The sequence below is a fragment of the Pseudomonas sp. NEEL19 genome (genome assembly GCF_028751975.1).
GTDB lineage: Bacteria > Pseudomonadota > Gammaproteobacteria > Pseudomonadales > Pseudomonadaceae > Aquipseudomonas > Aquipseudomonas juntendi.
This window is the reverse complement of record NZ_CP081491.1, coordinates 2,417,216-2,443,952: the sequence shown is the minus strand read 5'-3', so window position 1 is coordinate 2,443,952 and position 26,737 is coordinate 2,417,216. Positions and strand designations below refer to the sequence as shown.

The window sequence follows — 26,737 nt, the reverse complement described above, 5'->3', positions numbered from 1 at the left end:
CCTCAGCAATGAGGCCTGCCTTCGTCACACTGCCCATGCCAAGCAGATGGGCCAGACCGCCCGTGAACTGATCCCGAACGAAGTCGATACCTGGCTGCCCCGCTTCGCCGAAGTGGCGCGCAGCGGCCGTGCGTTGCAGTTCGAGGAACGGCTGGCCGCGACCGATCGCTGGTTGAGCCTGTCGGTGCACCGGCTGGAGCCTGCCAGCGAGAAACGGGTGGCCGTGATCTTTACCGGCATGCCAGCCGCGCAAGTCAGCGTGCACCGGCTGCAGGCAATCAATCAGCAACTGACCGAACGTGTCGACCAGGCAGACGCAAACAACAAGCTGCTGGGGGAATTGGTCGACCACAGCCTGGCCAATGTATTTGCTGCCGACTGCAACCTCAGGCTGCTGGCCATCAATCGCACAGCGCAGGAAACGTTCCTGCGCCTGCGCGGGTTTGTCCCCCAGGTTGGCGACCACATTCCGCAGTTGCTGGCGCGCCAGCCCGATATCATGAGCCAGCTGGCACCGGTCTGGCCGCGCATTCTGGCGGGCGAGGCCTTCGTCGATAACATTGCCGTGGGGCCGTCTGAAGCACTGCGGCACTACGAAATCCGCTACAACCCGTTGCGTGATAACCGCTTGATGATTCAGGGTGGCTACTTGTTCGCCTACGACATCACCGAGCGCATCAACGAACAGCAGCGCCTGCGCAAGATTGAAACTGCCCTGGTCCAGTCGCAGAAGATGGAAGCGGTCGGTCAGTTGACCGGCGGTATTGCCCACGACTTCAACAATTTCCTGGGCAGCATCCTGGCTGCCCTGGAAAGCGCCATTCAACGCCAGGATGAACAGCGCTACCCCGAAGCTGCGCGGTTGCTTGGCGCGGCCCGCCAGGACGCCCAACGGGCCGCGGCGGTGGTACAGCGACTATTGGCATTTGCCCGCCAACAGGTGCTGACGCCCCAAACGGTGGATGTGCATCAGCTGCTGGCCGGCATGCGCGAACTGATCATCAACTCGCTGCATGGGGGCATTCATTTCAACGACCAGACCCAGCCGGGTGCGTGGCCGGTACGCGTCGACCTGTCGCAACTGGAGAGCTCCCTGCTCAACCTGTGCATCAATGCCCGCGATGCCATGCCCTCAGGCGGCACGCTGTGCATTGGCAGTGCCAACCAGACATTGACCCACGAGCAGGCCCTCAGCCTGGACCTGCCGTGTGGCGACTATGTACGGATCAGCGTCAGCGACTCGGGCATCGGCATGCCTGCCAACGTGATGCAGCGGGCATCGGAACCGTTCTTCACCACCAAGCCGCTTGGCCAGGGTTCTGGGCTGGGGCTGTCAATTGTCTACGGCTTCATCCGGCAATCCAGGGGCCAGTTGCAAATCGACAGTGTGCCGGGTAAAGGAACCTGCATCGATATCTACCTGCCCAAGGACGACGCCCAGGTGGCAGCGCCGCGCGCGTTGCAACACCCCCCGCCGCCCCTGCCTGCCAGAACGGCCAACCTGATCATGCTGGTGGAGAACCAGCAAACCATGCGCCTGGTCATCAGCGAAATTCTGCAGGAGCAAGGCCACGACGTGCATGCATTCGTCGATGGTCAACACGCCGTGGCCGCACTGCAGGGCGGCCTGCAGCCGGACTTGTTGATCACCGATATCGGCCTGCCTGGGGGGCTGGATGGTCAGCCACTGGGCAACAGCCTGCCGGAAACCACGCCGGTGGTGTTCATCACCGGCTATACCAGCGAGCAACCGGAGCTGCCCACAGCACACCGTTTCGCGGTCCTGCACAAGCCCTTCGAGCTGGCACAGCTCAGCGACCTGGTCACGCGGATGCTGGCCGGCACGCCGTTGTCACGCTGAGCGGCACGGCTCAGCGCCCGCCGCCCAGGTCGATGAACCTGCCGGTGGCATAAGAGGGAGGCGCAAGTGTCAGCCGCCACCGCGTGCCAACCTGCAGAACGGCGTCAATGCCCCGCCGACGCCGGCCCCGCCTTGGCGGTGAACGGTGGCTTGGCGAACCACACCAACAGGATCAACCCGGCGAACACCCAGGTCATCAGGGTGAAGTAGTCCACCGTGGACATCATGTAGGCCTGCCCGTTGAGTATCTGCTCAAGCTGCGCATAACTCTGCGGATTGGCCCCGCCCAGCTGTTCGAGGGTATGCCGCGTGGTCGGGTCGAACTGGCTGATGTTCTCGCTCAGGTAAGCATGATGCTGGTCCGCCCGGCGAATCCAGATCCAGGTGGTCAACGACGCCGCAAAGCTGCCGCCCAAGGTCCGCAGGAAGGTGGCCAGCCCCGAGCCGTCGGCGATCTGCTGCGGGGGCAGGTCGGACAGCAGGATGCTCAAGGTCGGCATGAAGAACAACGCGACCCCGATCCCCATGAACAACTGCACCAGTGCCACATGCTGGAAATCCACCTCGCTGGTGAACCCAGCGCGCATGTAGCAGCTGCCCCCGATTGCCAGGAACGCCAGCCCCGCCAGCACGCGCAGGTCGAAGCGGTGCGCGTACTTGCCCACGAACGGTGACATGATCACCGGCAGCAAGCCGATCGGCGCCACCGCCAGGCCAGCCCAAGTGGCGGTGTAGCCCATTTGCGTCTGCAACCACTGCGGCAGGATCAGGTTGATACCGAAGAACCCGGCATACCCCCCGACCAGCACCAGGGTGCCTACGCGAAAATTGCGGTGCACGAACAGCCGCAGGTTCACCACCGGGTGGCGGTCGGTCAGCTCCCAGATCACGAACACCGCCAGGAACACCACCGATATCAGGCTACCGGCGATGATGAACGACGACTCGAACCAGTCCAGGTCGTTACCCTTGTCCAGCACCACCTGCAACGCACCCACGCCGATAATCAGTGTCAGCAGGCCGATGTAGTCCATCGGCTGGCGGCTGGTCACCACCGGCCGGGTGCGCATTTGCTGGCGCACCACCGCAGCAGCGAACAGGCCGATCGGCACGTTGATGAAGAAGATCCATGGCCAGCTGTAGCTGTCGGTGATCCAGCCACCCAAAATCGGCCCGGCAATCGGCGCCACCACCGTGACCATCGCCAGCAGCGCCAGGGCCATCCCCCGTTTCGCCGGCGGGTAGACGGCAATCAGCAGGGTCTGGGTCATGGGATACAGCGGCCCGGCCACCACCCCCTGCAGCACGCGAAAGCCGACCAGCTCCGGCATGGACTGGGCGATACCACACAGGAACGAGGCCAGCACGAACAGCAACGTGGCCCAGATGAACAGCTTCACCTCACCAAAACGCCGGCTCAGCCAGCCGGTGAGCGGCAAGGCAATGGCATTGCTCACCGCGAATGACGTGATGACCCAGGTGCCCTGCTCGTAGCTGACGCCCAGGTTGCCGGAAATGGTCGGCAAGGCCACGTTGGCAATGGTGGTGTCGAGCACCTGCATGAACGTGGCCAGCGACAGGCCGATGGTGGTCAGCAGCAGGCTCGGCGGGGTGAACTGCGCTGCGGCGTTATCGCTCATCGCTGCGCCGTCTTGCCAGGGGCGCTGTTTTCGTGGATCAGCTTGGCAATCAGGGTATCGGCTTCGCCCAGCTGGCGGTCATAAACCTCAGTGGTATAGCTGGCCTTCTGCGGCGGTTGCTGGGCAAGGGTCGGGCCGCTCTGGTCGTGCAGGTTGACCTCGACCACGGTGGACAGGCCGATACGCAGCGGGTGGTCCTTGAGTTGCTCGGGGTTCAGGTGAATACGCACGGGCACCCGCTGCACGATCTTGATCCAGTTGCCCGTGGCGTTCTGCGCCGGTAGCAGGGCGAAGGCGCTGCCGGTGCCTGCGCCGAGGCTGTCGACCGTACCGCTGTACGTCACTGCGCTGCCGTAAAGGTCAGCACTGATCTCTACCGGCTGGCCAATCCGCATGTCGCGCAACTGGGTTTCCTTGAAGTTGGCGTCGATCCATACCTGGTCCAGCGGGATCACCGCCATGGTCGCGGTGCCCGGCTGCAGGCGCTGGCCCAACTGCACGGTCCGCTTGGCAACATACCCGGTGACCGGCGCCACCAAGGTAGTGCGCGCGTGGTCGAGGTAAGCCTGGCGCAGGTCGGCTGCAGCCGCCATGACCTCAGGGTGCGAAGACACCACGGTGTCGTCGACCAGGGCACTGCTGGTGCTCAGTTGCTGGCGGGCGCTGTTGACCGCGGCCTGGGCCACGCTCAGGTCATCGCGGGCGTGGGACAGCTCCTCGGCAGCGATGGCACCGATGTCGGCCAGCACCTTGCGCCGGTTGAAGTCCTGCTGCGCCTTGCGCAGTTCGGCCTGGCGGGTCGCCAGCTGGGCCTTGAGCGAGTCGACATTGCTGTACAGCCCGCGCACCTGGCGCACGGTGCGCGCCAGGTTGGCTTCGGCCGACTGCAGGGCCACCTGGCTGTCGGCCGGGTCGAACTGCAGCAGCACCTGGCCGGCATGCACCAGGTCGCCGTCATCGGCGCCAATGCTGGTCACAGTGCCGGTGATCAAGGGGGTGATCTCCACCACGTTGCCATTGACGTAGGCGTCGTCGGTGCTTTCATACCAGCGGCCGACCAGGCTGTACCAGGCCCAGGTGCCGATGCCGGCAAGCACCAGCAGCAACAGCAGGCCAAGCAGCCAGGCCTTGCGCTTGCGCGACGGCTCGGGCGCTGCGGAGGGTGTCGGGGTGTCTGTGGAAGTGGCCATGACAATACCTTGAAAATTCGTGACAGGGTTCAACGGTCGCCGAAGCGGCGCACCGTCAAGGGGTCGCCGGCATTGAGCAGGACCTTGGCCAACAGGCCTTCAAGGGTCTGCAACTCTTCTGGGGCCAGCACGCCGCACAGTTCGTTCATGGCGGCAGCGCCGATTTCCGGCAGGCGGTCGGCCAGGCGCTGGCCATCGGCCGTCAGCGCCAGGCGCACCTGGCGCCGGTCGTCGGCGCAGCGGTTACGCACGATCAGCTCCTTCTGCTCGAGGCGGTCGAGCATGCGGGTCATCGAACCGCTGTCCAGCCCGAGGTAGCGACACAGTTCGGCCGGCGTATCCACCTGGTACTGGGTGACGATGATCAACACCTTGAACTGGGCGGCGGTCACGCCCTCCGACTCCAGGTGCCAGTCGAGGATGCGGTCCTTGAGGATCGCCGCGCGCCCCAGCAGCATGCCAATGGCGCAGCTCTGGAAGTTTTCGGGGGAAAAATGGGCCATCGATAACCGCTCGGGGAGTTGTGTGAAAATATTACTGCCTAGGCAGTGAATGTCAAAGCCTTGATTAGCTTGCTATGCAAAATTTCATCATTCAGTCCGTTCGGTACCCACGGTCATGGCCTGCGCATGCTCCGCCCTTGGCCAGGGCGCCACCCGCGTTGCTACTGCCGAGCCCGCAGCCCCAACGCTTCGACCGCCCCGCAGGCTATGGCCATGCCCACCAGCTCTGCCAGGCTGGCCGCCTGGAGCCGCTTCATTACCCGGCCGCGGTAAAGGTCGACGGTTTTCACACTGATGCCCAGGCGTTCGGCGATTTCACGGTTGCTCAGCCCTTGGGCCAACGGCACAAACACGTCACGCTCTCGCGGTGTGAGGCTGTCGATACGCGCCTGCACCTGCGCCAGCGCCTGATCGCCCTGGCGTACCCGCCCCGCGCGCTCCAGTGCGGCCTGCACACTGTCGAGCAGCAACTGATCGTTGTAGGGCTTTTCGATGAAGTCACAGGCGCCCGCCTTGAACGCCCGTACCACGATGGGCACATCGGCATGCCCGCTGACGAACACCACCGGCAGGGCCAGCCCACGCGCGTGCATGGCCTGCTGCACGGCAAGGCCACCGAGCCCCGGCATGCGCACATCCAGGAGCACGCAGGCAGGCCCGTCGTCGACGCACGCCTCCAGAAACGCCTGCCCGGTGGCAAATGGCAACGCCTGCAGGCCTACCGACTGCAGCAACCAGACGGTCGAATCACGCATCCCCTGGTCGTCATCGACCACATAGACTTTTGCTTGCACCGCAGCTCCCCTTAGCGCCTGCTGACCACCAGCCGGCAGCACAATACCAGACCACCGTTGTCTCCCACCCGCGCCCACAGGCTGCCGCCGAAGCCTTCGATCAGGCTGCGGCTCATGCTCAACCCCAGGCCCAGGCCATCCGCCTTGCTGGTGGTGAACGGCGTAAAAATCGCGTCCAGGCGTTCAGGCGCGACCCCTGTGCCCTGGTCGGCGACTTCGACCAGCACGCCGTCGCCATCCCGCGTTGCGCCAAGCAGGATATGCGATGGCCGCTCGCCGTGGTGTTCACGGTTGGCCTCTATGGCATTGCGCAGCAAGTTGAGCAGCACCTGCTCCAACAGCACCCGGTCGGCGTACACCGAAGGCAGTTGCGCGCTGACGCGTAGCTCGATCTGCACCTGGTCACGGGCGGCCTCCCAGGCGCACAGGCGCATGGCTTCGCCAGCCACTTCAGCCACGTCCAGCGCCTGCAGGCGCCGCGGCCCCTTGCGCAGGAACGCGCGCAGGCGGCGGATCACTTCGGCGGCATGGGTAGCCTGCTCGCTGATACGCTGCAGGCCCTGCCCCACCCGCTCCAGGGCCTGTGGGTCACGCCCCAGGCTGTGCAGGTAGCGCTGACTGGCGTTGGCATAGTTGACCACGGCAGCCAGCGGCTGGTTGAGCTCATGGGCAATGCCCGAAGCCAGTTCACCCAGGGTGGCCAGCCGCGCGCTGTGCGCCAGGCTCTCCTGGGCTTCGATTCGCAAGGTGATGTCGCGAGACACGCTGACCACCTCCACCACCGCGCCCGTGTAGGTTTCGCGGATCGCCCGGCTGGCGATCTCGAACCAACGGTAGCCCCCGCTGGCCTGGCGCACCCGGCAAGTCATGGTGTGGTAGCCGTCCTGGTCCAGTGCAGCGGCGGCCTGGCGCAGCACCTGGCGGCGCTCCCGCGGGTGCAGCAGGCCATGCACCAGCCTGCCACGCAGTTGCTCAGGCCAAAGGCCCAACAGACGGTGGGCGGCCGGTGAGGCATCGAGAAAACGGCCATCGGGGCTGTGCCGCGAAATCAGGTCGGTGGTGTTCTCGATGATCAACCGGTACAGGCGCCTGGCACGGCTGGCTTCGCGTGCCCCCTGGCGCTCCTCGCTGGCGTCACGGCAGCGGCCCAGCACCTGCTGGCCCTGGTCGTCCGGCATGAAGGTCCAGAGCACGGTGCGCGCACCGACCTGTACCTCCACGTCGCTGATTGCGCGGTGCTGGCGCAGGCAGGCGCGGACCAGCGCCGCACAGTTGGCCGGTAGCCAAGCACGCAACGTAGGCCCCTCGGCAACCCAGGCCTGCAAGGCCGGGTTCAGCGCCACCACGCTGGCATCGGCGGCCAGCAGCAGGCTCGGTTGTGGGTCCATGGCCAGCAGGCAGGCGGCAGGTTGATCCACGTTGAAGGGCTCCTATCTAGTATTTCTACTATATTGCTATAGTCGATATTCCTATTACCATAGCCATTCGCGTAAAAATGCGACAGAGGGAGCGCCCCACCGTGCGCCTCCCTGTGCACCCTGAACAGAGCTAACAATCAGCCACCGGGGGCCAGGCAGCAGCCGCTGCGCCTGCCTCCCTTACAGGACTACCGCATGTCGATCTATGCCCAGGGCCTGCAGCCCGCTGCCGTCAACCATGTCGCCCTCACCCCGCTGAGTTTCATCGAGCGCACCGCCGCCGTGTACGGCGACTATCCCGCGGTCATTCACGGTGCCATCCGCCGTAACTGGCAGGAAACCTACCAACGCTGCCGACGCCTGGCCAGCGCCCTGGTCGGCCGCGGCATTGGCCGTGGCGACACGGTAGCGGTCATGCTGCCGAATATCCCGGCCATGCTCGAAGCGCATTTCGGCGTGCCGATGACCGGTGCCGTACTCAATACCCTGAATGTGCGCCTGGACGCCGAGGCCATTGCCTTCATGCTGCAGCATGGCGAAGCCAAGGTGCTGATCACCGACCGCGAATTCCACACGGTCATCGCAGCCGCCCTGGCCCTGCTCGAGCACCCGCCACTGGTGGTGGATGTGGATGACCCGGAATACGGTGAGGGCCGCGCAGTCAGCACGTTGGACTATGAAGCCCTGCTTGCCGAGGGCGACCCGGCGTTTGCCTGGGACTGGCCGGATGACGAGTGGCAGGCCATTTCGCTGAATTACACCTCCGGCACTACCGGCAACCCCAAGGGCGTGGTCTATCACCACCGTGGCGCGTACCTGAACGCCATTGGCAACCAGATGACCTGGGCCATGGGCCATCGCCCGGTGTACCTGTGGACCTTGCCGATGTTCCACTGCAACGGCTGGTGCTACCCCTGGACCATCACAGCCCTGGCCGGCACCCACGTGTTCCTGCGCCGGGTCGACCCGCAAAAGGTCCTGAACCTGATCCGCGAACACCGGGTCAGCCACCTGTGCGGTGCGCCGATCGTACTCAATGCCCTGGTCAACATGCCCGAGGCAGCCAAGGCTGCCATCGAGCACCCGGTGCAGGCGATGGTTGCCGGCGCAGCGCCCCCGGCCAAGGTCATTGGTGCCGTCGAGCAAATGGGCATCAAGGTGACCCACACCTATGGCCTGACCGAGGTCTACGGCCCGGTGACCGTGTGCGCCTGGCACGAGGAATGGGATGCGCTGACGCTGGAAGAGCGTGCGCAAATCAAGGCCCGCCAGGGGGTACGCTACCCCACCCTCGACGGGCTGATGGTCGCGGACCCGCAAAGCCTCGAACCCGTGCCGCGCGATGGCAACACCCTGGGCGAGATCTTCATGCGCGGTAATACCGTGATGAAGGGCTACCTGAAAAACCCGGAAGCTACCGCTGAAGCCTTCCGTGGGGGCTGGTTCCATACCGGCGACCTGGCCGTGTGGCACGCCGATGGCTATGTGGAGATCAAGGACCGGCTCAAGGACATCATCATTTCCGGCGGCGAGAACATCTCCACCATCGAAGTCGAGGACGCACTGTACAAGCACCCGGCAGTGCTGGAGGCCGCCGTGGTGGCCCGCCCGGACGAAAAATGGGGCGAAACCCCGTGCGCCTTCGTCGCCCTCAAGCCCGGCCGCGAAGACACGCGCGAAGCCGACATCAGCAGCTGGTGCCGCGAGCACCTGGCCGGGTTCAAGGTGCCGAAGACGGTGGTGTTCGGCGAGCTGCCCAAGACCTCCACCGGCAAGATCCAGAAGTACTTGCTGCGCGACCGCGCCAGAACCCTCTGACCCATGGGGCCTGTTGCGGCTTGACCCACCTGCGCCCGCTGTTGCGCAAGCGGGATCAGCCGCGAAGGGCCAACCCTGATGTACCATTTTTCAAGAGCCGCCAATGACCACCTACACTGCCCCCCTGCGCGACATGCGCTTCGTACTGCACGATGTATTCAACGCCCCGGCCCTGTGGGCGCGCCTGCCGGCCCTGGCCGAGCACATAGACGCCGACACTGCCGACGCCGTTCTGGAAGAAGCGGCCAAGGTCAGCAGCCAGCTGATCGCCCCGCTCAGCCGCCCGGGTGACGAGCAAGGCGTGCGTTTCGACGCCGGCAGCGTCACGACGCCCGATGGCTTCCGCGAGGCGTGGAACACCTACCGCGAGGGCGGCTGGGTCGGCCTGGGCGGCAACCCGGCCTATGGCGGCATGGGCATGCCGAAGATGCTGGGGGTGCTGTTCGAAGAGATGCTCTACGCTGCCGACTGCAGCTTCAGCTTGTATTCGGCGCTGAGCGCTGGCAGTTGCCTGGCGATCGATGCGCACGCCAGCGAGGCGCTCAAGGCCACTTACCTGCCGCCCCTCTACCAAGGGCGCTGGGCCGGCACCATGTGCCTGACCGAGCCGCATGCCGGCACCGACCTGGGGTTGATCCGCAGCCGCGCCGAAGCCCAGGCCGACGGCAGCTACCGCATCACCGGCAGCAAGATTTTCATCACCGGCGGCGAGCAGGACCTGACCGAAAACATCATCCACCTGGTGCTGGCCAAGCTGCCCGATGCGCCCGCCGGTGCCAAGGGCATCTCGTTGTTCCTGGTGCCCAAGTACCTGGTTGACGCCAATGGCCGGCTGGGCGAGCGCAATGCTGCCCACTGCGGCTCGATCGAACACAAGATGGGCATCAAGGCCTCGGCCACCTGCGTGATGAATTTCGACGCAGCCACGGGTTATCTGGTGGGCGCCCCGAACAAGGGCCTAGCGGCCATGTTCACCATGATGAACTATGAACGCCTGTCGATCGGCATCCAGGGCATCGGCTGTGCCGAAGCGTCGTACCAGGCGGCTGCCCGCTACGCCAACGAGCGCCTGCAGAGCCGCGCCGCCATGGGCCCGCAGCTGCGGGACAAGGCCGCCGACCCGATCATCCACCACGGCGATGTGCGGCGCATGCTGCTGACCATGCGCACCCTCACCGAAGGGGGCCGGGCGTTTGCCACCTATGTGGGCCAGCAGCTCGACCTGGCGCGCTATGCCGAAGCTGGCAGTGAGCGCGAGCAGGCCCAGCGCATGGTGGCGCTGTTGACCCCGGTGGCCAAGGCGTTCTTCACCGACAACGGCCTGGAAAGCTGCGTGCTCGGCCAGCAGGTGTACGGTGGCCACGGCTACATTCGCGAATGGGGCCAGGAGCAACGGGTACGGGATGTGCGCATCGCGCAGATCTACGAAGGCACCAACGGCATCCAGGCACTCGACTTGCTGGGGCGCAAGGTGCTGGCTGACGGCGGCCAGGCACTGGCCAGCTTCGCCGCCGAGGTACGGGCGTTCAGCCTGGAAGCCCCACTGCACCGGGCAGCCTTGCAGGCAAGCCTGACACGGCTGGAGGCCACCAGCGCGTGGTTGCAGGCACGCGCCACTGAAGACGCGAACCTGGTCAGTGCGGTGGCGGTGGAGTACCTGCAGCTGTTCGGGCTCACCGCGTATGCCTATATGTGGGCACGCATGGCGGCGGTGGCGTTGGCCAAACAGCATGAAGACAGCGGGTTTTACGGCGCCAAGCTGGCCTGTGCAGACTTTTTCTTCCAGCGCGTGTTGCCGCGCGAGTTGGCACTGGAGGCCAGCATTCGTGCAGGCAGTGCCAGCCTGTACGGGCTGGCAGCAGCGCAGTTCTGACGGCGGGCGCGAAAGGTTCTCAAACGCTCAAAACCGTTGCAATTCCAGCGGAAAACCGGCACAACTGATAGTCATTCGCCATTACCCAGGTTCTCCGGGGCCCATGCGCAAGGGTAGAATGCGCAAAACCCGGAGCCGCAATGAACCAAGACCGCCTCAAGCCCACCCCTGACGATGCGATCACCGACGCCGCCGCGCATTGGTGCATGCGCTTGCATGCAGACGATTGCACGGCGGCCGAGCGCGAGGCATTCCTGCGTTGGCAGACGGCCGACCCCAGGCATGCCGATGAATACCAGGCCATGCTGGAAATCTGGCAAACCGCCGACCTGCTGCCGCGCACCGCCACGATCATGGACGTCAACCCAGCGGCCATCGCCATCAGGCGCCGGCGTAACTGGCGGCCCCTGGCTTCTGCCGCCGCCATCGCCCTGGCCGTGCTGCCACTGGCGGGCTGGTTCGGCTGGGAACAGGGTTGGTTGCCCAATCGCTACCAGCACTTCGAAGCGACTGACCACATGCAGAGCGTGGTCCTGAGCGACGGCAGCCAGGTGCAACTCAACCTGCACAGCGAGCTGACCTTCCTCAATTACAAGGACCAGCGCCAGGTCACACTCAAGCGTGGCGAAGCGTTCTTCAAGGTCTGGCACGACAGCAGCCACCCGTTCATTGTGCGCGCCGGCCGCGGGCAGACGCGCGTGACCGGCACCCAGTTCAACGTGTGGAAGTATCGTGATCAGGTCAAGGTCACGTTGCTGGAAGGTTCGGTGCTGGTCTCCAGCGACGGCAGCGCCGGCGGCTATCGCCTTGGCCCTGGCATGCAGGCCAGCTACCACAAGGGCGACTTCGAACCGCAACTGGAACAGAGCGGCGACGTCGGCAATAGCCTGGCCTGGCGCAGCGGCAAGCTGGTGCTCGACAACCTCAGCCTGGAACAGGCACTACCGGTGATCAACCGCTACCTCGACGCGCCGTTGCGGCTGGCCGATGCCAGCACCGGGCGCATCCGCATCAGCGGTGTCTACAATACCCGCGAGGTGGAGCGCCTGGTCAACAACCTGCCCAAGGTGCTGCCGGTCTACCTGACCCGCAGCAAGGACGGCAGCACCGTGCTCAACCGCATTTCGCCGCCGCCTGGCAAAGGCTGACGCCCGCCCCGCCTACAAGGTCATGGCCGCCAGCCAGCCGAACGCCAGCAACGGCAGGTTGTAATGGATGAAGGTAGGGATCACGGTGTCCCAGATGTGGTGGTGCTGGCCATCCACGTTGAGCCCGGAGGTCGGGCCCAGGGTGGAGTCCGACGCCGGCGAGCCAGCATCACCCAGGGCACCGGCAGTGCCGACGATGCATACCGTGGCCAGCGGGTCGAAGCCCAGTTGGACGCACAGTGGTACGAAGATCGCAGCCAGGATCGGCACGGTGGAAAACGACGAACCGATGCCCATGGTCACCAGCAGCCCCACCAGCAGCATCAGCAAGGCACCTACGCCCTTGCTGCGGTCGATCCACTGCGCCGAAGCCTGCACCAGGCTGTTCACCTCGCCCGTGGCCTTCATCACCTCGGCAAAGCCCGAGGCGGCGATCATGATGAAGCCGATCATGGCCATCATCTTCATGCCCTCGGTGAACAGGTCGTCGGTGTCGCGCCACTTGACGATGCCCGACAACGAGAAGATCAGAAAGCCGACCATGGCGCCGATGATCATCGAATCGAGCAGCAGTTGCACGATGAACGCCGCCGCAATCGCCAGCCCGGCCACCAGCAGCGTCACCGGGTTGTACTGCACGCTCACCTGCTCCACCTGGGCAATGCGTGCCAGGTTGTAGTCGCGTTTCTTGCGGTAGCTGACGAACACGGCCAACAACAGGCCGACAAGCATGCCGGCAGCCGGGATCGCCATGGCGTGGGTGACATTGACGCCGCTCACGTCGACACCGGCGCGGGCCACGTTGGCCAACAGGATTTCGTTGAGGAAAATGTTGCCAAAGCCCACCGGCAGGAACATGTAGGGGGTAATCAGGCCGAAGGTGATCACGCAGGCGATGAGCCGCCGGTCGATGCGCAGGCGGGTCAGCACATACAGCAGCGGCGGCACCAGCAGCGGGATGAAGGCGATGTGAATGGGCAGGATGTTCTGCGACGACACCGCCACCGCCAGCATCAGGCCGATCATCAGCCACTTGAGCTTGCCAGCATTGGCATGGCCCTGGCGGTCGATCATGGCCAGGGCGCGGTCGGCCAGGGCATGGGCCAGGCCGGACTTGGCGATCGCCACGGCAAAGGCGCCCAGCAATGCATAGGACAAGGCCACCGTGGCCCCACCACCGAGGCCGCCGTTGAAGGCCTTGAGTGTGCCTTCCATTCCCAGGCCACCGGTCAGGCCGCCGACGAGGGCGCCAATGATCAGGGCGATGACCACGTGCACGCGGGACAGGCTGAGTATCAGCATGATGCCGACCGCGGCGATCACTGCATTCATGGTGGGCTTACCTCTTTACGACAGAAAAAAGCGCGAACTCTGAAGCAGTGGGCGGCAGATGTCAAAATTGCCAGGTTGCGGCGGATTTCACAGGCGACAAATTTAAATTGAATGTTTGAATAAAGAAAAATCCTACAGCGCCGATACGATGATGTTGGGGCCACTTGCCTGCCCCACGACCTGCCCACCCTGCCCAAAGCCATAACCCTTACTGCATTAAAAAAGGGAACCGCCCCATGCCTTTGCGACAACTCTCCATCCAGTGGAAGATCACTCTGCTCGCCGGCCTTTGCCTGGCCAGCATCGTCACCCTGCTCGTCGGCCTGTCGCTGTACCGCATGGACCACAGCTCGGACCTGGTCAAGGCCAGCAGCATGCAGATGTTGACCGAGGCGGCGCAGTCGCGCATCGAGTCGCAAGGTGAAGTACAGGCGTTGAACATCCGCCGCCAGTTCATGGACGCGTACCAGTACGGTGCCGGTTTCGCCCGCCAGGTGCTGTTCCTGCGCGAACAGGCCGAAAAGCGCTTTCTCGATGCCTTCGACCTGCGCGAGGACATGACGCGCCAGGTACGCGCCGCCTTGCAGGCCAACCCCGACCTGCTTGGCCTGTCGCTGGTGTTCGAGCCCAATGCACTGGACAACAAGGACAACCTGTTCGCCGACAAACCGGAACTGGGCAGCAACGAGACCGGGCGCTTCGCCTTGTACTGGTCGCAGCCGCGTGCCGGCCAGCTGACGGCCATGGCACTGCCTGAACATGACATGGCCAACACCGAGATCGGCCCCAGTGGCCAGCCGGCCAACACCTGGTGGGTATGCCCGCGCACTACCGGCAAGGTGTGTGTGGTGGAGCCGTACTTCTATGCCATCGACGGCCAGCAAGTGCTGATGACCAGTATCGTTTTCCCGCTGACGGTCAATGGCAAGATCATCGCCACGCTGTCCATCGACATCAACCTCAACAGCCTGCAGGCACTCAGCGAAGAGGCCAGCCGCAACCTGTACGAGGGCCGCACCCGGGTCGGCATTCTCAGCCCGGTCGGCCTGCTGGCCGGCTACAGCGCCGACGCCAGCAAGCTGGCCCAGCGCGTCGACCAGGTCGACCCCGCCCATGGCGCCGAACTGGTGCGCAGGCTGGCCGCTGGCAAGCTGAGCATTCTGCATGACCAGCAGCGCCTGAAAGTGCTGGCCGCGTTCCGGCCAATCCCTCATGCCCAGCCCTGGGGCGTGTTGCTGGATGTGCCGGAAAATGCCCTGACCGGCCCCGCTGAAGCACTGAAGCAGGAACTGGACACACTGAACACCAGCGGAACCTTGCTGGAACTCGGCCTGGGCCTGGCTGCCGCGATCGCCGGCCTGCTGCTGGTATGGCTGATGGCGCGCGGGGTCACCCGGCCGATTCTTGGCGTGGCCGCCATGCTCAAGGATATCGCCAGCGGTGAAGGTGACCTCACCAGGCGCCTGGCTTACCAGAAGCAGGACGAACTCGGTGAACTGGCCGGCTGGTTCAACCGTTTTCTCGACAAGCTGCAACCGACCATCGCCGAGGTGAAACGCTCGGTGCAGGCCGCCCGGGGTACCGCCGACCAGTCTTCGGCGATCGCGACTGAAACCAGCGCCGGCATGGAGCAGCAGTACCGCCAGGTCGACCAGGTAGCCACCGCTTCGCACGAAATGAGCGCCACCGCCCAGGATGTGGCACGCAGCGCTGCCCAGGCGGCCCAGGCGGCACGCGATGCCGACCAGGCCACCCGTGAAGGCCTGGCGGTGATCGATCGGACCACCAGCAGCATCGACGCCCTGGCCGCCAACATGAGCGATGCCATGGCCGAGGTCGAGGGCCTGGCACAGAACAGCGAGAAGATCGGTTCGGTGCTGGAAGTGATCCGCTCGATTGCCGAACAGACCAACCTGCTGGCGCTCAACGCCGCCATCGAGGCAGCGCGCGCCGGCGAGGCCGGCCGGGGCTTTGCCGTGGTCGCGGACGAGGTGCGCAACCTGGCCCAACGCACCCAGGCGTCGGTGGAAGAAACCCGCCAGGTGATCGAGGCGCTGCAGAACGGCACCCGCGAAGTGGTCGGCGCCATGGACCAGAGCCACCGCCAGGCGCAGGGCGGTGTCGAGCAGGTCGGCCAGGCGGTGACCGCGCTGCAGCGCATCGGCCAGGCGGTAACGGTGATCACCGACATGAACCTGCAGATTGCCTCGGCCGCCGAGGAACAAAGCGCGGTGGCCGAGGAAATCAACAGCAACGTGGCCACCATTCGTGACGTGACCGAATCACTGTCCGGCCAGGCCAATGAGTCGGCCCGGGTCAGCCAGTCGCTGAACAGCCTGGCCAACCAGCAGCAGGCGCTGATGGACCAGTTCCGCGTCTGAAGCATTGGGGGCGCCAGTGGCCCCCAGGGCAGCCCAACCTCGTCGTCTACACTTGCCGCACTGTCGACGACGAGGTGCACATGAAAACAATCCCCGCGCTCCTGGCCGGGCTGCTGCTGACGGTTGGCCTGGCCAGCACCGATAGCGCAGCAGCGGCCGACCAGCCCGCCCCCATTCATTTCGGCGCCATCGGCTGGGAAAGCGGCGCACTCACCACCGAGATATTGCGGCTGATTGTCGAGCGCGGCTACGGCTACCCCACCGAAACCCTGCCCGGCAGCACGGTCAGCATGGAGGTGGCGCTGGCACGTAACGACCTTCAGGTCATCGCCGAGGAGTGGGCCGGGCGCAGCCCCGCCTGGGTCAAGGCCGAGCAGGCCGGCCAGGTATTCGCCCTGGGCGACACGGTAAAAAATGCCGAAGAGGGCTGGTGGGTGCCGGCCTATGTGATCGAGGGTGATCCTGCCCGTGGCATCAAGCCCAGTGCCCCCGAGCTGCGCCAAGTCCAGGACCTCAAGCGCTACCCGCAGGTGTTTAGCGACCCCGAGTCGCCCGGCAAAGGCCGGTTCCTCAACAGCCCCAGCGGCTGGACCTCCGAAACCGTGAACAGCCAGAAGCTCAAGGCCTACGGTTTGAATGAGCTGTACACCAACTTCCGCAGTGGCTCAGGTGCCGCCATGGATGCTGAAATCACCTCGGCCATCCGCCGTAGACAGCCCGTGCTGTTCTACTACTGGAACCCTACCCCACTCATGGGCCGTTACAAGCTCGTACGCCTGCAAGAACCCCCGTTCGATGCCAACGCCTGGGCCACCCTAACCGATGCAAGCAACCCCAACCCCCAAGGCAGCCAGTCACTTCCGGCGAAATTGTCGATCGGGGTGTCCAAGGCGTTTCGCGATGGCTACCCGGACCTTGTGCGCGTCTTCGAGCAGGTCGACTTGCCAATCCAGCGCCTGAACCAGGCGCTGGCGAACATGAGTGAAAAGCGCACACCACCGCGCGAGGCCGCGCTGGCCTTCCTGCGCGATAACCGCGAGGTATGGATGGCCTGGCTGCCCGCCGATATCGCGGCCAAGGTCGAGGCTAGCCTGTGAGCGGCGGTTTCCCTCAAGCCTTGCAGTTTTCCATCGCTGACAGCGTCAACCGCGTGGTCGACTGGTTGGTGTTGCACTACGGCGACCACTTGCGCAACGTGTCGGACCAGTTGCTGCAGGTGCTGGTCGGGCTGGAGAACCTGCTGCGCCTGGTGCCTTGGTGGCTGCTGCTGGCGATGGTCGGCCTGCTGGCCTGGCACGCCAGCCGCAGCCTGTTGCGCAGCGTGGTGCTGGTAGCCCTGCTGGCGCTGATCGGCATGCTCGGGCTGTGGGACAAACTGCTGCAGACCCTGGCCTTGGTGCTGGTGAGTACGGGTTTGTGCGTACTGGTTGGCGTACCGCTGGGCATCCTGCTGGCCGCCCGGCCACTGGCCAGGCGGTTGTTGCTGCCGGTTCTGGATGTGATGCAGACACTGCCGGCGTTCGTGTACCTGATCCCGGTGCTGATGCTGTTTGGGCTGGGCAAGGTGCCGGCAGTATTCGCCACCCTGATCTACGCCCTGCCACCCTTGGTGCGCCTGACCCAGCTGGGCCTGAGCCAGATCGACCCGTCGTTGCTGAAGGCCGCCCATGGGCTGGGCGCCAGCCGCTGGCAGCGGTTGCGGCGTATAGCCCTGCCGCTGGCGCTGCCCAGCATCATGGCCGGGCTGAACCAGTCGGTGATGATGGCCTTGTCGATGGTGGTGGTGGCGTCGATGATCGGCGCGCGCGGCTTGGGTGAGGATGTGCTGGCCGGTATCCAGACCTTGAACGTCGGCCAGGGTGTGGAAGCCGGGCTGGCGATCGTCGCCCTGGCCATGGTCATCGACCGCATCAGCCAGGCCTACGGGCGCGGTGCACGCTGAACGGCCCGGCGGGTCCGCTTGACCGCGTACCCGCCGACCCGGCACAGCCCAGGAACAGTGTGTAGGCCGGGTTGTCGGTCTCATCCCAGTACTGGTAGCCCATGGCATCCAGCGCCGTCGGCAAGCCCGCCAGCTCTTGCGCCGGCACTTCCAGGGCGGCGAGCACCCGGGCCTGGGCCGCGCCATGGTTGCGGTAATGGAACAGGCTGATGTTCCAGTGCTTGCCCAAGCGCTCCAGAAAACCCAGCAACGCCCCTGGCCGTTCCGGGAACTCGAAGCGCAGCACCCGCTCAGTAGCCCCCGGGGCGGCATGACCGCCCACGGTATGGCGCACATGCAACTTGGCCAACTCGTTGTCGGTCAAGTCCTGTACGGCGTAACCCTGCCCAGCCAGGCTGGCCAGCAGTTGCTTGCGCGGGTCGTGCACCGGGTGGGTCTGCACCCCGACGAACAGGCGCGCCTGCTGGCCGGGGTAGTAGCGGTAGTTGAACTCGGTGATCTGGCGTTTGCCCAGTGCCTGGCAGAACGCACGGAAGCTGCCGGGTTGCTCCGGGATGGTCACTGCAATGATTGCCTCGCGCTGCTCGCCCAGTTCGGCCCGCTCGGCCACATGGCGCAAACGGTCGAAGTTGACGTTGGCGCCAGAATCGATCGCCACCAGGGTCTGCCCTTGTGCACCGTGCTGCGCCACATACTGCTTGATCCCGGCCACCGCCAATGCGCCGGAAGGCTCGGTGATGGAACGGGTGTCATCGTAGATATCCTTGATCGCCGCGCACAGCTCGTCACTGCTCACCGTCAGCACCTCGTCGACGAAGTGCCGGCACAGCTCGAAACAATGCGCGCCGACCTGCGCCACCGCCACCCCATCGGCAAAGCTGCCCACCTGCGGCAGGACCACCCGCTCCCCCGCTGCCATGGCCGCTTGCAGGCAATTGGAGTCGTCCGGCTCGACGCCGATCACTTTTACCTCGGGGCGCAGGTACTTCACGTAGGCGGCGATACCCGCGATCAGGCCACCGCCGCCCACCGGCACGAAGATGGCGTCCAGCGCACCCGGGTGCTGGCGCAGTATTTCCATGGCCACCGTACCCTGGCCAGCGATGACATCGGGGTCATCGAACGGCGGCACGAAGGTGGCGCCGGCCTGGTCGGCCAGTTTCAAGGCATGGGCCAGGGCATGCGGGAAGCTCTCGCCGTGCAACACCACATGGCCACCGCGTGAGCGCACCCCCTCCACCTTCAACGACGGTGTGGTGGTGGGCATGACGATGGTGGCCTTCATGCCCAGGTGCGCAGCTGCCAGGGCCACGCCCTGGGCATGGTTGCCCGCCGACGCCGTGATGACCCCGCGCTCGCGTTGCGCGGTGCCAAGCCGCGACAGGCGGGTGTAGGCACCGCGGATCTTGAACGAGAAAGTCGGCTGCAGGTCTTCACGCTTGAGCAACACCTGGTTACCCAGGCGGGCAGACAAGGCCGGGGCAGCTTGCAGCGGCGTTTCGATAGCCAGGTCGTACACCGGCGCGGCAAGAATGCGCCGCACATGCTCCGACAGCAGTTGCTGGGGGGTTGCTGGGGTACGGGGGGTGCTGAAGCTGGTCATCGATGACTCCTTGGCTTTTTTACGTTGCCCAGGAGTCAGAGAGAAAAAACCCGCCTCCAGGGCGGGTTCGGTGCACGTACGCGCTAGCCCGCCAAGCTGATAATGGCGGTAATAATGATGGCGTTCACGTGCAGGTAGGTGTTCATAGGCCAGGAACTTAGCCTGCCGCGCAGGCCCACGTCAACACTTGGCTTGCTGCGCCGACAGCGGCACATCGAACACTTTGTCGAAGCCCCACTGGAACACGAAGGCGTAGACGAAGAAGAACACGAACAATGCCAGGTTGGTGAGCAGCGCCGCCCACAGACTGACGTTCAGCCAGTAGGCCACCAGCGGCAGCAGGATCAGCACCAACCCACCCTCGAAGCCCAAGGCGTGCAGCAGGCGCCGGGTGAACGTACGTTCACGCCGCTGCTGGCGCGCCTCCCAGCGCTCGAACACCCAGTTGTAACCCATGTTCCAGCTCATGGCGATGCCTGACATCAGCACCGACAGCACCGTGGATTGCGCCATGCCGGCGCCGAACGCCAACGCCAGTGCCGGGGCCACGCAGGCGACGGCGATGGCCTCGTAAAGAATGGCCTGGACGATCTTGCGTGCCTTGCCTTGCATGTTCAGCTCCCTGGCTTGAAGAACTGTAAACCTACAAGAACTGGCCGAGAAGAAAAAGCCTGTACGCCCCTGCCGCCTGCTAACGGGCAGGCAAGCGGATGCGGAACTGCGCCCCGCCCAGCGCCGACTGTGCGACAGTCAACGTACCGCCCTGGCCCTCGATCGCACGCCGGCTGATCGCCAAGCCCAGGCCAAAACCACCGGTGTTCCGGTCACGGCTGCGGTCCAGCCGGTAGAACGGCTGGAAGATCCGCTCCCGCTCCGCTGCCGGAATGCCGATACCGTCGTCTTCCACCGTCAGCAGGCACGCGCCGTCCTGGTCCAGGCACAAGCGCAGCAACAGGCTTTGGTCACAGTAACGCATGGCATTGCGCACCAGATTCTGCACGGCCCGGGCGGTGAGCCGCGGGTCGAGCACAAAGCGGGGTAGCTCGGCTTCGGCGCGAACTTCCCACTGGATGCCACGGCCATCGAGCTCCTCGGCGAAGCCGCCCAGCACGCTGTCGACCAGTTCCAGCAACGACACCTCGACCCGCTCGCGGGCCTGATCGGCGTTGTACAGCCGGCTGTACGACAACAACTCCAGCACCAGCTCATCCAGCTCGCGCACATGGCCGACCAGTTCCAGCAAGCGCTTGCGGCTGGCTGGCGGCACTTCGTCGAACAACAGCACCAGGCCGAAGTCGAGCCGGGTCAACGGCGTACGCAGCTCGTGCGACACCGCATTGAGCAGCTCGCGTTGCTGGTTGACGTGCCGCTCAAGGTCGCTGGCCATGGTGTCGAACACCCCGGCCAGCTCACCGATGTTGGAGTGCGGCGAAATGTGCGTACGCTCGGCCATGTGCCCCTGGCCCAGGCGCCGTGCGGTTTCCTTCAGGCGCTCCAGGTCCCGCCAGTGCGGCCACACCCACAGCAGCAGGCAGCCGAGCATGGCGGCACCGATCAAGACGGTCACCCCCCAGGACAATACGTTGATGTCGAACGGGTCGGGCGGCGAATGCAGCTCTACCAGCCACTGTTTGTCCAGGGGGGCCAGCACGGTTTCGTAATAGCCCCACTCGCCAATGCGTACCGCGTGCAGCCCCTGCGCCAGGCGCGCCTGCTCCTGGTCGCTCAGGCCCGCCTGGTCCATGGGCAACAGCCGCAGTTGCAGCGGTGCGAAATCACCGGCCAGCTCCTGCGCTACCGCTGGCCACTGCTCGCGCGGCGCCTGGCGGAACTGGCGCACGACCATCGACTGCACACCCTTGGCCTGGGCCAGGTTGTAGGCCATGAACCGTTCATGGAACAGACCGACGATACTGTCGGGGATAAGCAGCAGCGCACCGGCATAGGCAATGATGATCACCAGGTACAGCCGCACCAGGATCTTGAGCATGGCCGGTCAGCACTCCCACTCGACGCGGCTGAACAGATAGCCCTTGCCCCATACGGTCTTGATCTTGCGCGCTTCACCGGCGTTGTCGTCGAACTTGCGCCGCAGCTTGGAAATGGCCACGTCCACCGAGCGGTCGGTACCATTGAATTCGATGCCCCGCAGTTGCTGCAGGATGCGGTCGCGGTTCAGCACTTCGCCGGCGTTGCGCGCCAGCACCACCAACAGGTTGTACTCGCCGCTGGACAACTCCACTTCGTCGCCGCGCCAGCTGACCGTGCGCTCGGCCAGGTCGATGCGCAGGCCGCCGATCACGATCAGGTCGTGGTCCAGCCGTGGCTCGTTGACACTGCTGCGGCGCAGCAAGGTACGCACCCGCGCCAGCAGCACACGGGGCTCGCAGGGTTTGCTCACATAGTCGTCGGCGCCCATTTCCAGGCCGAGTACCTGGTCGTGGCTGTCGTCACGGGCGGTCAGCATCAGGATCGGCAAGCCTTGCGATTCCTGGCGCAACAGGCGGCAGACCTGCAGGCCATCGAGGCCCGGCAGCATCAGGTCGAGAATGACCAGATCGGGCTTTTGCCGGCGGTAATCGTCCAGCACATGATCGCCGCGGGCGATCACCTGGACATGGAAGTCGTTGCGTTGCAGGTAGCTGGCAATCAGCTCGGACAGGGCGCTGTCGTCTTCGACCAGGAGAATATTCGGCATAGGTGCTTGGGAATCTAGGTTGTGTTGGACCTTGCCGGCCTCTTCGCGGGCTTGCCCGCGAAGAGGCCGGCACAGGAATACTCAGGATATAGAACACTGCAACACCACAGGCTTGTTCTTTACATTTTTTCACACTCGCCCTACAGGTATTAACAGCCGCCCAGCAATGCCTGCCGTAGCATATACCCGGTCATCATCGGAAGATCCGCATGCCTACTACCCTCTCCCTTCGCCTGCGCCCAGTGGCGCTTCTGGCGTTTCTGAGCCTGTCCCTGGCCGGCTGCGGCAACAGCGCCGAGCAAGACGAACAGGCGCCCACCCCGCAAGTACGGGTGGAAACCCTGCAACTGCAGCCCTTGGCCATCAGCAGCGAACTCAGTGGCCGCATCCTGGCCCCGCGTACCGCAGAAGTGCGCGCGCGGGTCGCCGGCGTTGTGCTCAAGCGGGTGTACCGCGAAGGCAGTGACGTCAAGCAAGGCGATGTGCTGTTCCTGATCGACCCGGCGCCGTTCAAAGCCGACCACGACAGTGCCCGCGCAACCTTGGCCAAGGCCGAAGCCACTCGCTACCAGGCCCGCCTGCAAGAGCAGCGCTACCGCCAGCTGGTTGACGACAAGGCGGTCAGCCGCCAGGAATACGACAATGCCAAGGCCAGCCTGCTGCAGGCGGATGCCGCCGTAGCCGAAGCCAAGGCGGCACTGGCGCGCGCCCGCCTCAATCTCGGCTATGCCACGGTCACCGCGCCCATCTCCGGGCGCATTGGCCGTGCCCAGGTCACAGAAGGCGCGCTGGTCGGGCAAAACGAGAGCACCCCGCTGGCGACCATTCAGCAACTGGACCCGATCCACGCCGATGTCACCCAATCCACCCGCGAGCTCAATGCCCTGCGCCGCGCCTTGCGCGCGGGCGAGCTGCAGCAGGTGGGCGACGGTCAGGCCCGGGCGACGCTGATCCAGGACGACGGCAGCGCCTACCCACTGCCGGGCAAATTGCTGTTCTCCGACATCAGCGTCGACCCCAGCACCAACCAGATCACCCTGCGCAGCGAGTTCCCCAACCCGGACCTGGACCTGTTGCCCGGCAGCTACGTGCGCGTGCGCCTCGAGCAGGCCGTGCAACCCCATGGCCTGAGTGTGCCGCAGCGCGCCATCCTGCGTGACAGCGCCGGGGTGCCCAAGGTACTGGTGGTCGACCCGCAGGCGCGGGTGAGCGAGCGCGAGGTGGTGCTGGGCAATACCCAGGGCGACCGCTGGATCGTCAGCGCCGGCCTGGCCGCTGGTGAGCGCGTGGTCATCGAGGGCCTGCAGCACGTCAAGGCCGGCGACCAGGTGCAGGTCGACCCCAGCCCACAAACGCCGCCCATCGCACAGCACAACGGCCAGTGAGGGCCTGACCCATGCCGCAATTCTTCATAGACCGCCCGGTATTCGCCTGGGTGGTCGCGCTGTTCATCCTGCTGGCCGGCGCGCTGGCCATCCCGCAACTGCCGGTGGCCCAATACCCCAACGTGGCACCGCCGCAGGTCGAGATCTACGCCGTATACCCCGGCGCCTCGGCAGCCACCATGGACGAAAGCGTGGTCAGCCTGATCGAACAGGAGCTCAACGGCGCCGACAACCTGCTGTACTTCGAATCCCAGAGCAGCCTGGGCAGCGCCACCATTACCGCCACCTTCGCCCCGGGCACCCACCCGGACCTGGCCCAGGTCGACGTGCAGAACCGCCTGAAGGTGGTCGAGTCCCGCCTGCCGCGGCCGGTCACCCAGCAGGGCCTGCAGGTCGAGAAGGTGTCCACCGGCTTTCTGCTGCTGGCCACCCTCACCTCCACAGACGGCAAACTCGACGAAACCGCCCTGTCGGACATTCTGGCGCGTAACGTGATGGATGAAATACGCCGCCTCAAAGGCGTCGGCAAGGCCCAGCTGTATGGCTCGGAACGGGCCATGCGCATCTGGATCGACCCGCGCAAACTGGTCGGTTTCAACCTCACGCCCAACGACGTGGCCGACGCCATCGCCGGCCAGAACGCCCAGGTAGCCCCTGGCAGCATTGGCGACCTGCCCAGCCGCAGCACTCAGGAAATCACCGCCAACGTGGTGGTCAAAGGCCAGCTGAGCACGCCGGATGCGTTCGCCGCCATTGTGCTGCGCGCCAACCCCGACGGCTCCGTGGTCACCCTTGGCGATGTCGCCAGGGTGGAAGTCGGCGCACAGGAATACCAGTACGGCACCCGCTTGAACGGCAAGCCGGCCACGGCCTTCAGCGTGCAGCTGGCACCGGGCGCCAATGCCATGCAGACCGCCACCCTGGTACGGGCGAAACTGCAGGACCTGGCGCGCTACTTCCCCGAGGGGGTCAGGTACGACATCCCCTACGACACCTCGCCGTTCGTCAAGGTGTCGATCGAGCAGGTCATCAGTACCCTGTTCGAAGCCATGCTGCTGGTGTTTGCGGTGATGTTCCTGTTCCTGCAGAACCTGCGCTACACGCTGATCCCGACCCTGGTGGTACCGGTGGCACTGATGGGCACCTTCGCCGTGATGCTGGCGCTGGGTTTCTCGATCAACGTGCTGACCCTGTTCGGCATGGTGCTGGCCATCGGCATCCTGGTCGATGACGCCATCGTGGTGGTGGAAAACGTCGAACGCATCATGGCCGAAGAAGGCCTGCCGCCCCGGCAAGCCACGCGCAAGGCCATGAGCCAGATCAGCGGCGCGATCATCGGCATCACCCTGGTACTGGTGGCGGTATTCCTGCCCATGGCCTTCATGCAAGGGTCAGTGGGTGTGATCTACCAACAGTTTTCGGTCGCCATGGCGGTATCGATCCTGTTCTCGGCATTCCTCGCCCTCAGCCTGACCCCGGCACTGTGCGCCACGCTGCTCAAGCCTGTGGCCAAGGGCGAACAGCATGCACGCAAGGGTTTCTTCGGCTGGTTCAACCGCCGTTTCGAGGGCATGAGCGATGGCTACCAGCGCTGGGTCATGCAAGCGCTGCAACGCAGCGGGCGCTACCTGTTGCTGTATGCGCTGCTGCTGGGGGTTTTGGGCTATGGCTTGAGCCAGCTGCCCACGGCGTTCCTGCCCACCGAAGACCAGGGCTACACCATTACGGACATCCAGCTGCCGCCTGGCGCCAGCCGCATGCGCACCGAACAGGTGGCCGCCCAGATCGAGGCGCACAACAGTGAAGAACCGGGGGTCGGCAACACCACACTGATCCTGGGTTTCAGCTTCTCGGGCAGCGGGCAGAACGCTGCGCTGGCCTTCACTACCCTCAAGGACTGGTCCGAGCGAAGTGCCGAACACACTGCCCAGTCGATTGCCGAGCGCGCCAACAAGGCCTTCACGCAACTCAAGGATGCGGTGGCCTACGCCGTGCTGCCGCCGCCCATCGACGGGCTTGGCGAGTCGACCGGCTTCGAGTTCCGCCTGCAGGACCGGGGTGGCATGGGCCACCGCGCGCTGATGGCGGCGCGTGACCAGCTGCTCGAGCAGGCCGGCAAGAGCAAGGTACTGAGCAACGTGCGCGAAGCCTCGCTGGCGGAAAGCCCGCAGGTGCAGCTGGAGATCGACCGCCGCCAGGCCAATGCCCTGGGCGTGACGTTTGCCGATATCGGCTCGGTACTCGACGTGGCAGTGGGCTCCAGCTACGTCAACGACTTCCCGAACCAGGGCCGCATGCAGCGCGTGGTGGTGCAGGCCGAAGGCGACCAGCGCAGCCAGGTGCAAGACCTGCTGAACATGCATGTGCGCAACAGCAGCGGCAAGATGGTGCCGTTGGCCGCGTTCGTCCAGGCCAAATGGGTCAGCGGCCCGGTGCAACTGACGCGTTATAACGGCTACCCGGCGGTGTCGATTTCCGGCGAACCGGCCCCCGGCTACAGCTCTGGCGAAGCCATGGCCGAAATCGAGCGCCTGGTGGCGCAACTGCCCGCCGGTGCCGGCCTGGAATGGACCGGCCTGTCACTGCAAGAACGCCTGTCCGGCAGCCAGGCGCCGATGTTGATGGCGCTGTCGCTGCTGGTGGTGTTCCTGTGCCTGGCTGCGCTGTACGAGAGCTGGTCGATACCCACCGCAGTGCTGCTGGTGGTGCCGCTCGGCGTGCTGGGTGCGGTCCTGGCGGTAACCCTGCGGGGCATGCCCAACGACGTGTTCTTCAAGGTCGGCCTGATCACCTTGATCGGCCTGTCGGCGAAGAACGCCATTCTGATCATCGAGTTCGCCAAGCACCTGGTAGACCAGGGCGTGGACGCCGCCGATGCCGCCGTACAGGCCGCCCGCCTGCGCCTGCGGCCGATCGTGATGACATCGCTGGCGTTCATCCTCGGCGTGGTGCCCTTGGCGATCGCCAGCGGTGCCAGCTCGGCCAGCCAACAGGCGATCGGCACCGGGGTTATCGGCGGCATGCTGAGCGCTACCCTGGCGGTGGTATTCGTGCCGGTGTTCTTCGTCAGCGTGATGCGGCTGGCTGGCACGCGCAAAACCGCAACGGCCGGCGAGGCGCTGCACGACAGCCCCTGAATCAGGGTCCCCAG

At 65.1% G+C, this 26,737-nt stretch carries 18 protein-coding genes and 2 pseudogenes; 10 read left to right on the top strand and 10 right to left on the bottom strand.

The window, feature by feature from the left end:
- The first annotated feature begins 238 nt into the window (after window positions 1–238).
- Complete coding sequence (locus tag K4A76_RS10975; RefSeq protein WP_274412286.1) at window positions 239–1,861, top strand: PAS domain-containing sensor histidine kinase; 1,623 nt, start codon at window positions 239–241, stop codon at window positions 1,859–1,861.
- 104 nt (window positions 1,862–1,965) lie between these two features.
- Here the strand turns inward: K4A76_RS10975 and K4A76_RS10970 are convergent, their stop codons facing one another.
- The 5 genes from K4A76_RS10970 to K4A76_RS10950 form a co-directional block, all read right to left on the bottom strand.
- On the bottom strand, window positions 1,966–3,501 hold the full coding sequence (locus K4A76_RS10970; protein WP_009686671.1) for a DHA2 family efflux MFS transporter permease subunit: 1,536 nt from the start codon (window positions 3,499–3,501) through the stop codon (window positions 1,966–1,968).
- A complete protein-coding gene (locus K4A76_RS10965) occupies window positions 3,498–4,691 on the bottom strand; it encodes an HlyD family secretion protein (protein ID WP_274412159.1) in 1,194 nt (397 codons plus the stop codon). The genes K4A76_RS10970 and K4A76_RS10965 overlap by 4 nt, the downstream gene beginning before the upstream one ends.
- Window positions 4,692–4,720: 29 nt before the next feature.
- Window positions 4,721–5,194, bottom strand: coding sequence for a MarR family winged helix-turn-helix transcriptional regulator (locus tag K4A76_RS10960; protein WP_009686669.1), 474 nt, complete (start codon window positions 5,192–5,194; stop codon window positions 4,721–4,723).
- Window positions 5,195–5,355: 161 nt separating this feature from the next.
- Window positions 5,356–5,988, bottom strand: coding sequence for a response regulator transcription factor (locus tag K4A76_RS10955; protein ID WP_009686668.1), 633 nt, complete (start codon window positions 5,986–5,988; stop codon window positions 5,356–5,358).
- A gap of 11 nt (window positions 5,989–5,999) precedes the next feature.
- Entirely contained in the window at window positions 6,000–7,376 is a 1,377-nt protein-coding gene (locus K4A76_RS10950; protein WP_274412285.1) for a sensor histidine kinase, read from the bottom strand.
- Between the two features lie 225 nt (window positions 7,377–7,601).
- Between K4A76_RS10950 and K4A76_RS10945 the strand changes: the two genes are divergently transcribed.
- The 3 genes from K4A76_RS10945 (at window position 7,602) to K4A76_RS10935 (ending at window position 12,245) form a co-directional block, all read left to right on the top strand.
- Window positions 7,602–9,224 (top strand): acyl-CoA synthetase, encoded by a 1,623-nt coding sequence (locus K4A76_RS10945; protein WP_009686666.1) that lies wholly within the window; start codon window positions 7,602–7,604, stop codon window positions 9,222–9,224.
- A 103-nt stretch (window positions 9,225–9,327) separates the two neighbouring features.
- Window positions 9,328–11,097, top strand: coding sequence for an acyl-CoA dehydrogenase C-terminal domain-containing protein (locus K4A76_RS10940; RefSeq protein WP_274412158.1), 1,770 nt, complete (start codon window positions 9,328–9,330; stop codon window positions 11,095–11,097).
- A gap of 140 nt (window positions 11,098–11,237) precedes the next feature.
- The gene (locus K4A76_RS10935; RefSeq protein WP_274412157.1) at window positions 11,238–12,245 is read left to right on the top strand and encodes a FecR family protein; all 1,008 of its coding nucleotides are present in this window, start codon (window positions 11,238–11,240) and stop codon (window positions 12,243–12,245) included.
- A gap of 12 nt (window positions 12,246–12,257) precedes the next feature.
- Here K4A76_RS10935 and K4A76_RS10930 read toward each other — a convergent pair whose 3' ends face one another.
- Window positions 12,258–13,577: a Na+/H+ antiporter family protein gene (locus tag K4A76_RS10930; protein WP_274412156.1), complete on the bottom strand. Its 1,320-nt coding sequence runs from the start codon at window positions 13,575–13,577 to the stop codon at window positions 12,258–12,260.
- A 236-nt stretch (window positions 13,578–13,813) separates the two neighbouring features.
- Between K4A76_RS10930 and K4A76_RS23880 the strand changes: the two are divergent.
- The 4 genes and pseudogenes from K4A76_RS23880 to K4A76_RS10915 all read left to right on the top strand — a co-directional run.
- Window positions 13,814–15,052, top strand: a pseudogene (locus tag K4A76_RS23880) (cache domain-containing protein); the annotation flags it as partial.
- A gap of 150 nt (window positions 15,053–15,202) precedes the next feature.
- Complete coding sequence (locus K4A76_RS23875) at window positions 15,203–15,958, top strand: methyl-accepting chemotaxis protein (protein WP_443218424.1); 756 nt, start codon at window positions 15,203–15,205, stop codon at window positions 15,956–15,958.
- A gap of 80 nt (window positions 15,959–16,038) precedes the next feature.
- On the top strand, window positions 16,039–17,055 hold the full coding sequence (locus K4A76_RS10920) for an ABC transporter substrate-binding protein (protein ID WP_274412154.1): 1,017 nt from the start codon (window positions 16,039–16,041) through the stop codon (window positions 17,053–17,055).
- A complete protein-coding gene (locus K4A76_RS10915) occupies window positions 17,052–17,900 on the top strand; it encodes an ABC transporter permease (protein ID WP_110679824.1) in 849 nt (282 codons plus the stop codon). The genes K4A76_RS10920 and K4A76_RS10915 overlap by 4 nt, the downstream gene beginning before the upstream one ends.
- Window positions 17,901–17,946: 46 nt before the next feature.
- Here K4A76_RS10915 and ilvA read toward each other — a convergent pair.
- The 4 genes and pseudogenes from ilvA to K4A76_RS10895 form a co-directional block, all read right to left on the bottom strand.
- Window positions 17,947–19,503 (bottom strand): annotated as a pseudogene (gene ilvA / locus K4A76_RS10910) (threonine ammonia-lyase, biosynthetic); the annotation flags it as partial.
- 180 nt (window positions 19,504–19,683) lie between these two features.
- Complete coding sequence (locus tag K4A76_RS10905; RefSeq protein WP_009686655.1) at window positions 19,684–20,115, bottom strand: PACE efflux transporter; 432 nt, start codon at window positions 20,113–20,115, stop codon at window positions 19,684–19,686.
- A gap of 79 nt (window positions 20,116–20,194) precedes the next feature.
- The gene (locus K4A76_RS10900) at window positions 20,195–21,493 is read right to left on the bottom strand and encodes an ATP-binding protein (protein WP_274412153.1); all 1,299 of its coding nucleotides are present in this window, start codon (window positions 21,491–21,493) and stop codon (window positions 20,195–20,197) included.
- A gap of 6 nt (window positions 21,494–21,499) precedes the next feature.
- Window positions 21,500–22,201 (bottom strand): response regulator transcription factor, encoded by a 702-nt coding sequence (locus K4A76_RS10895; RefSeq protein ID WP_274412152.1) that lies wholly within the window; start codon window positions 22,199–22,201, stop codon window positions 21,500–21,502.
- A gap of 209 nt (window positions 22,202–22,410) precedes the next feature.
- On the opposite strand from K4A76_RS10895, the gene K4A76_RS10890 reads away from it, so the two are divergent.
- Window positions 22,411–23,586: an efflux RND transporter periplasmic adaptor subunit gene (locus tag K4A76_RS10890; RefSeq protein WP_182388905.1), complete on the top strand. Its 1,176-nt coding sequence runs from the start codon at window positions 22,411–22,413 to the stop codon at window positions 23,584–23,586.
- A gap of 11 nt (window positions 23,587–23,597) precedes the next feature.
- Window positions 23,598–26,723, top strand: a complete 3,126-nt coding sequence (locus tag K4A76_RS10885; RefSeq protein ID WP_274412151.1) for an efflux RND transporter permease subunit — start codon at window positions 23,598–23,600, stop codon at window positions 26,721–26,723.
- Window positions 26,724–26,737: the final 14 nt, after the last annotated feature.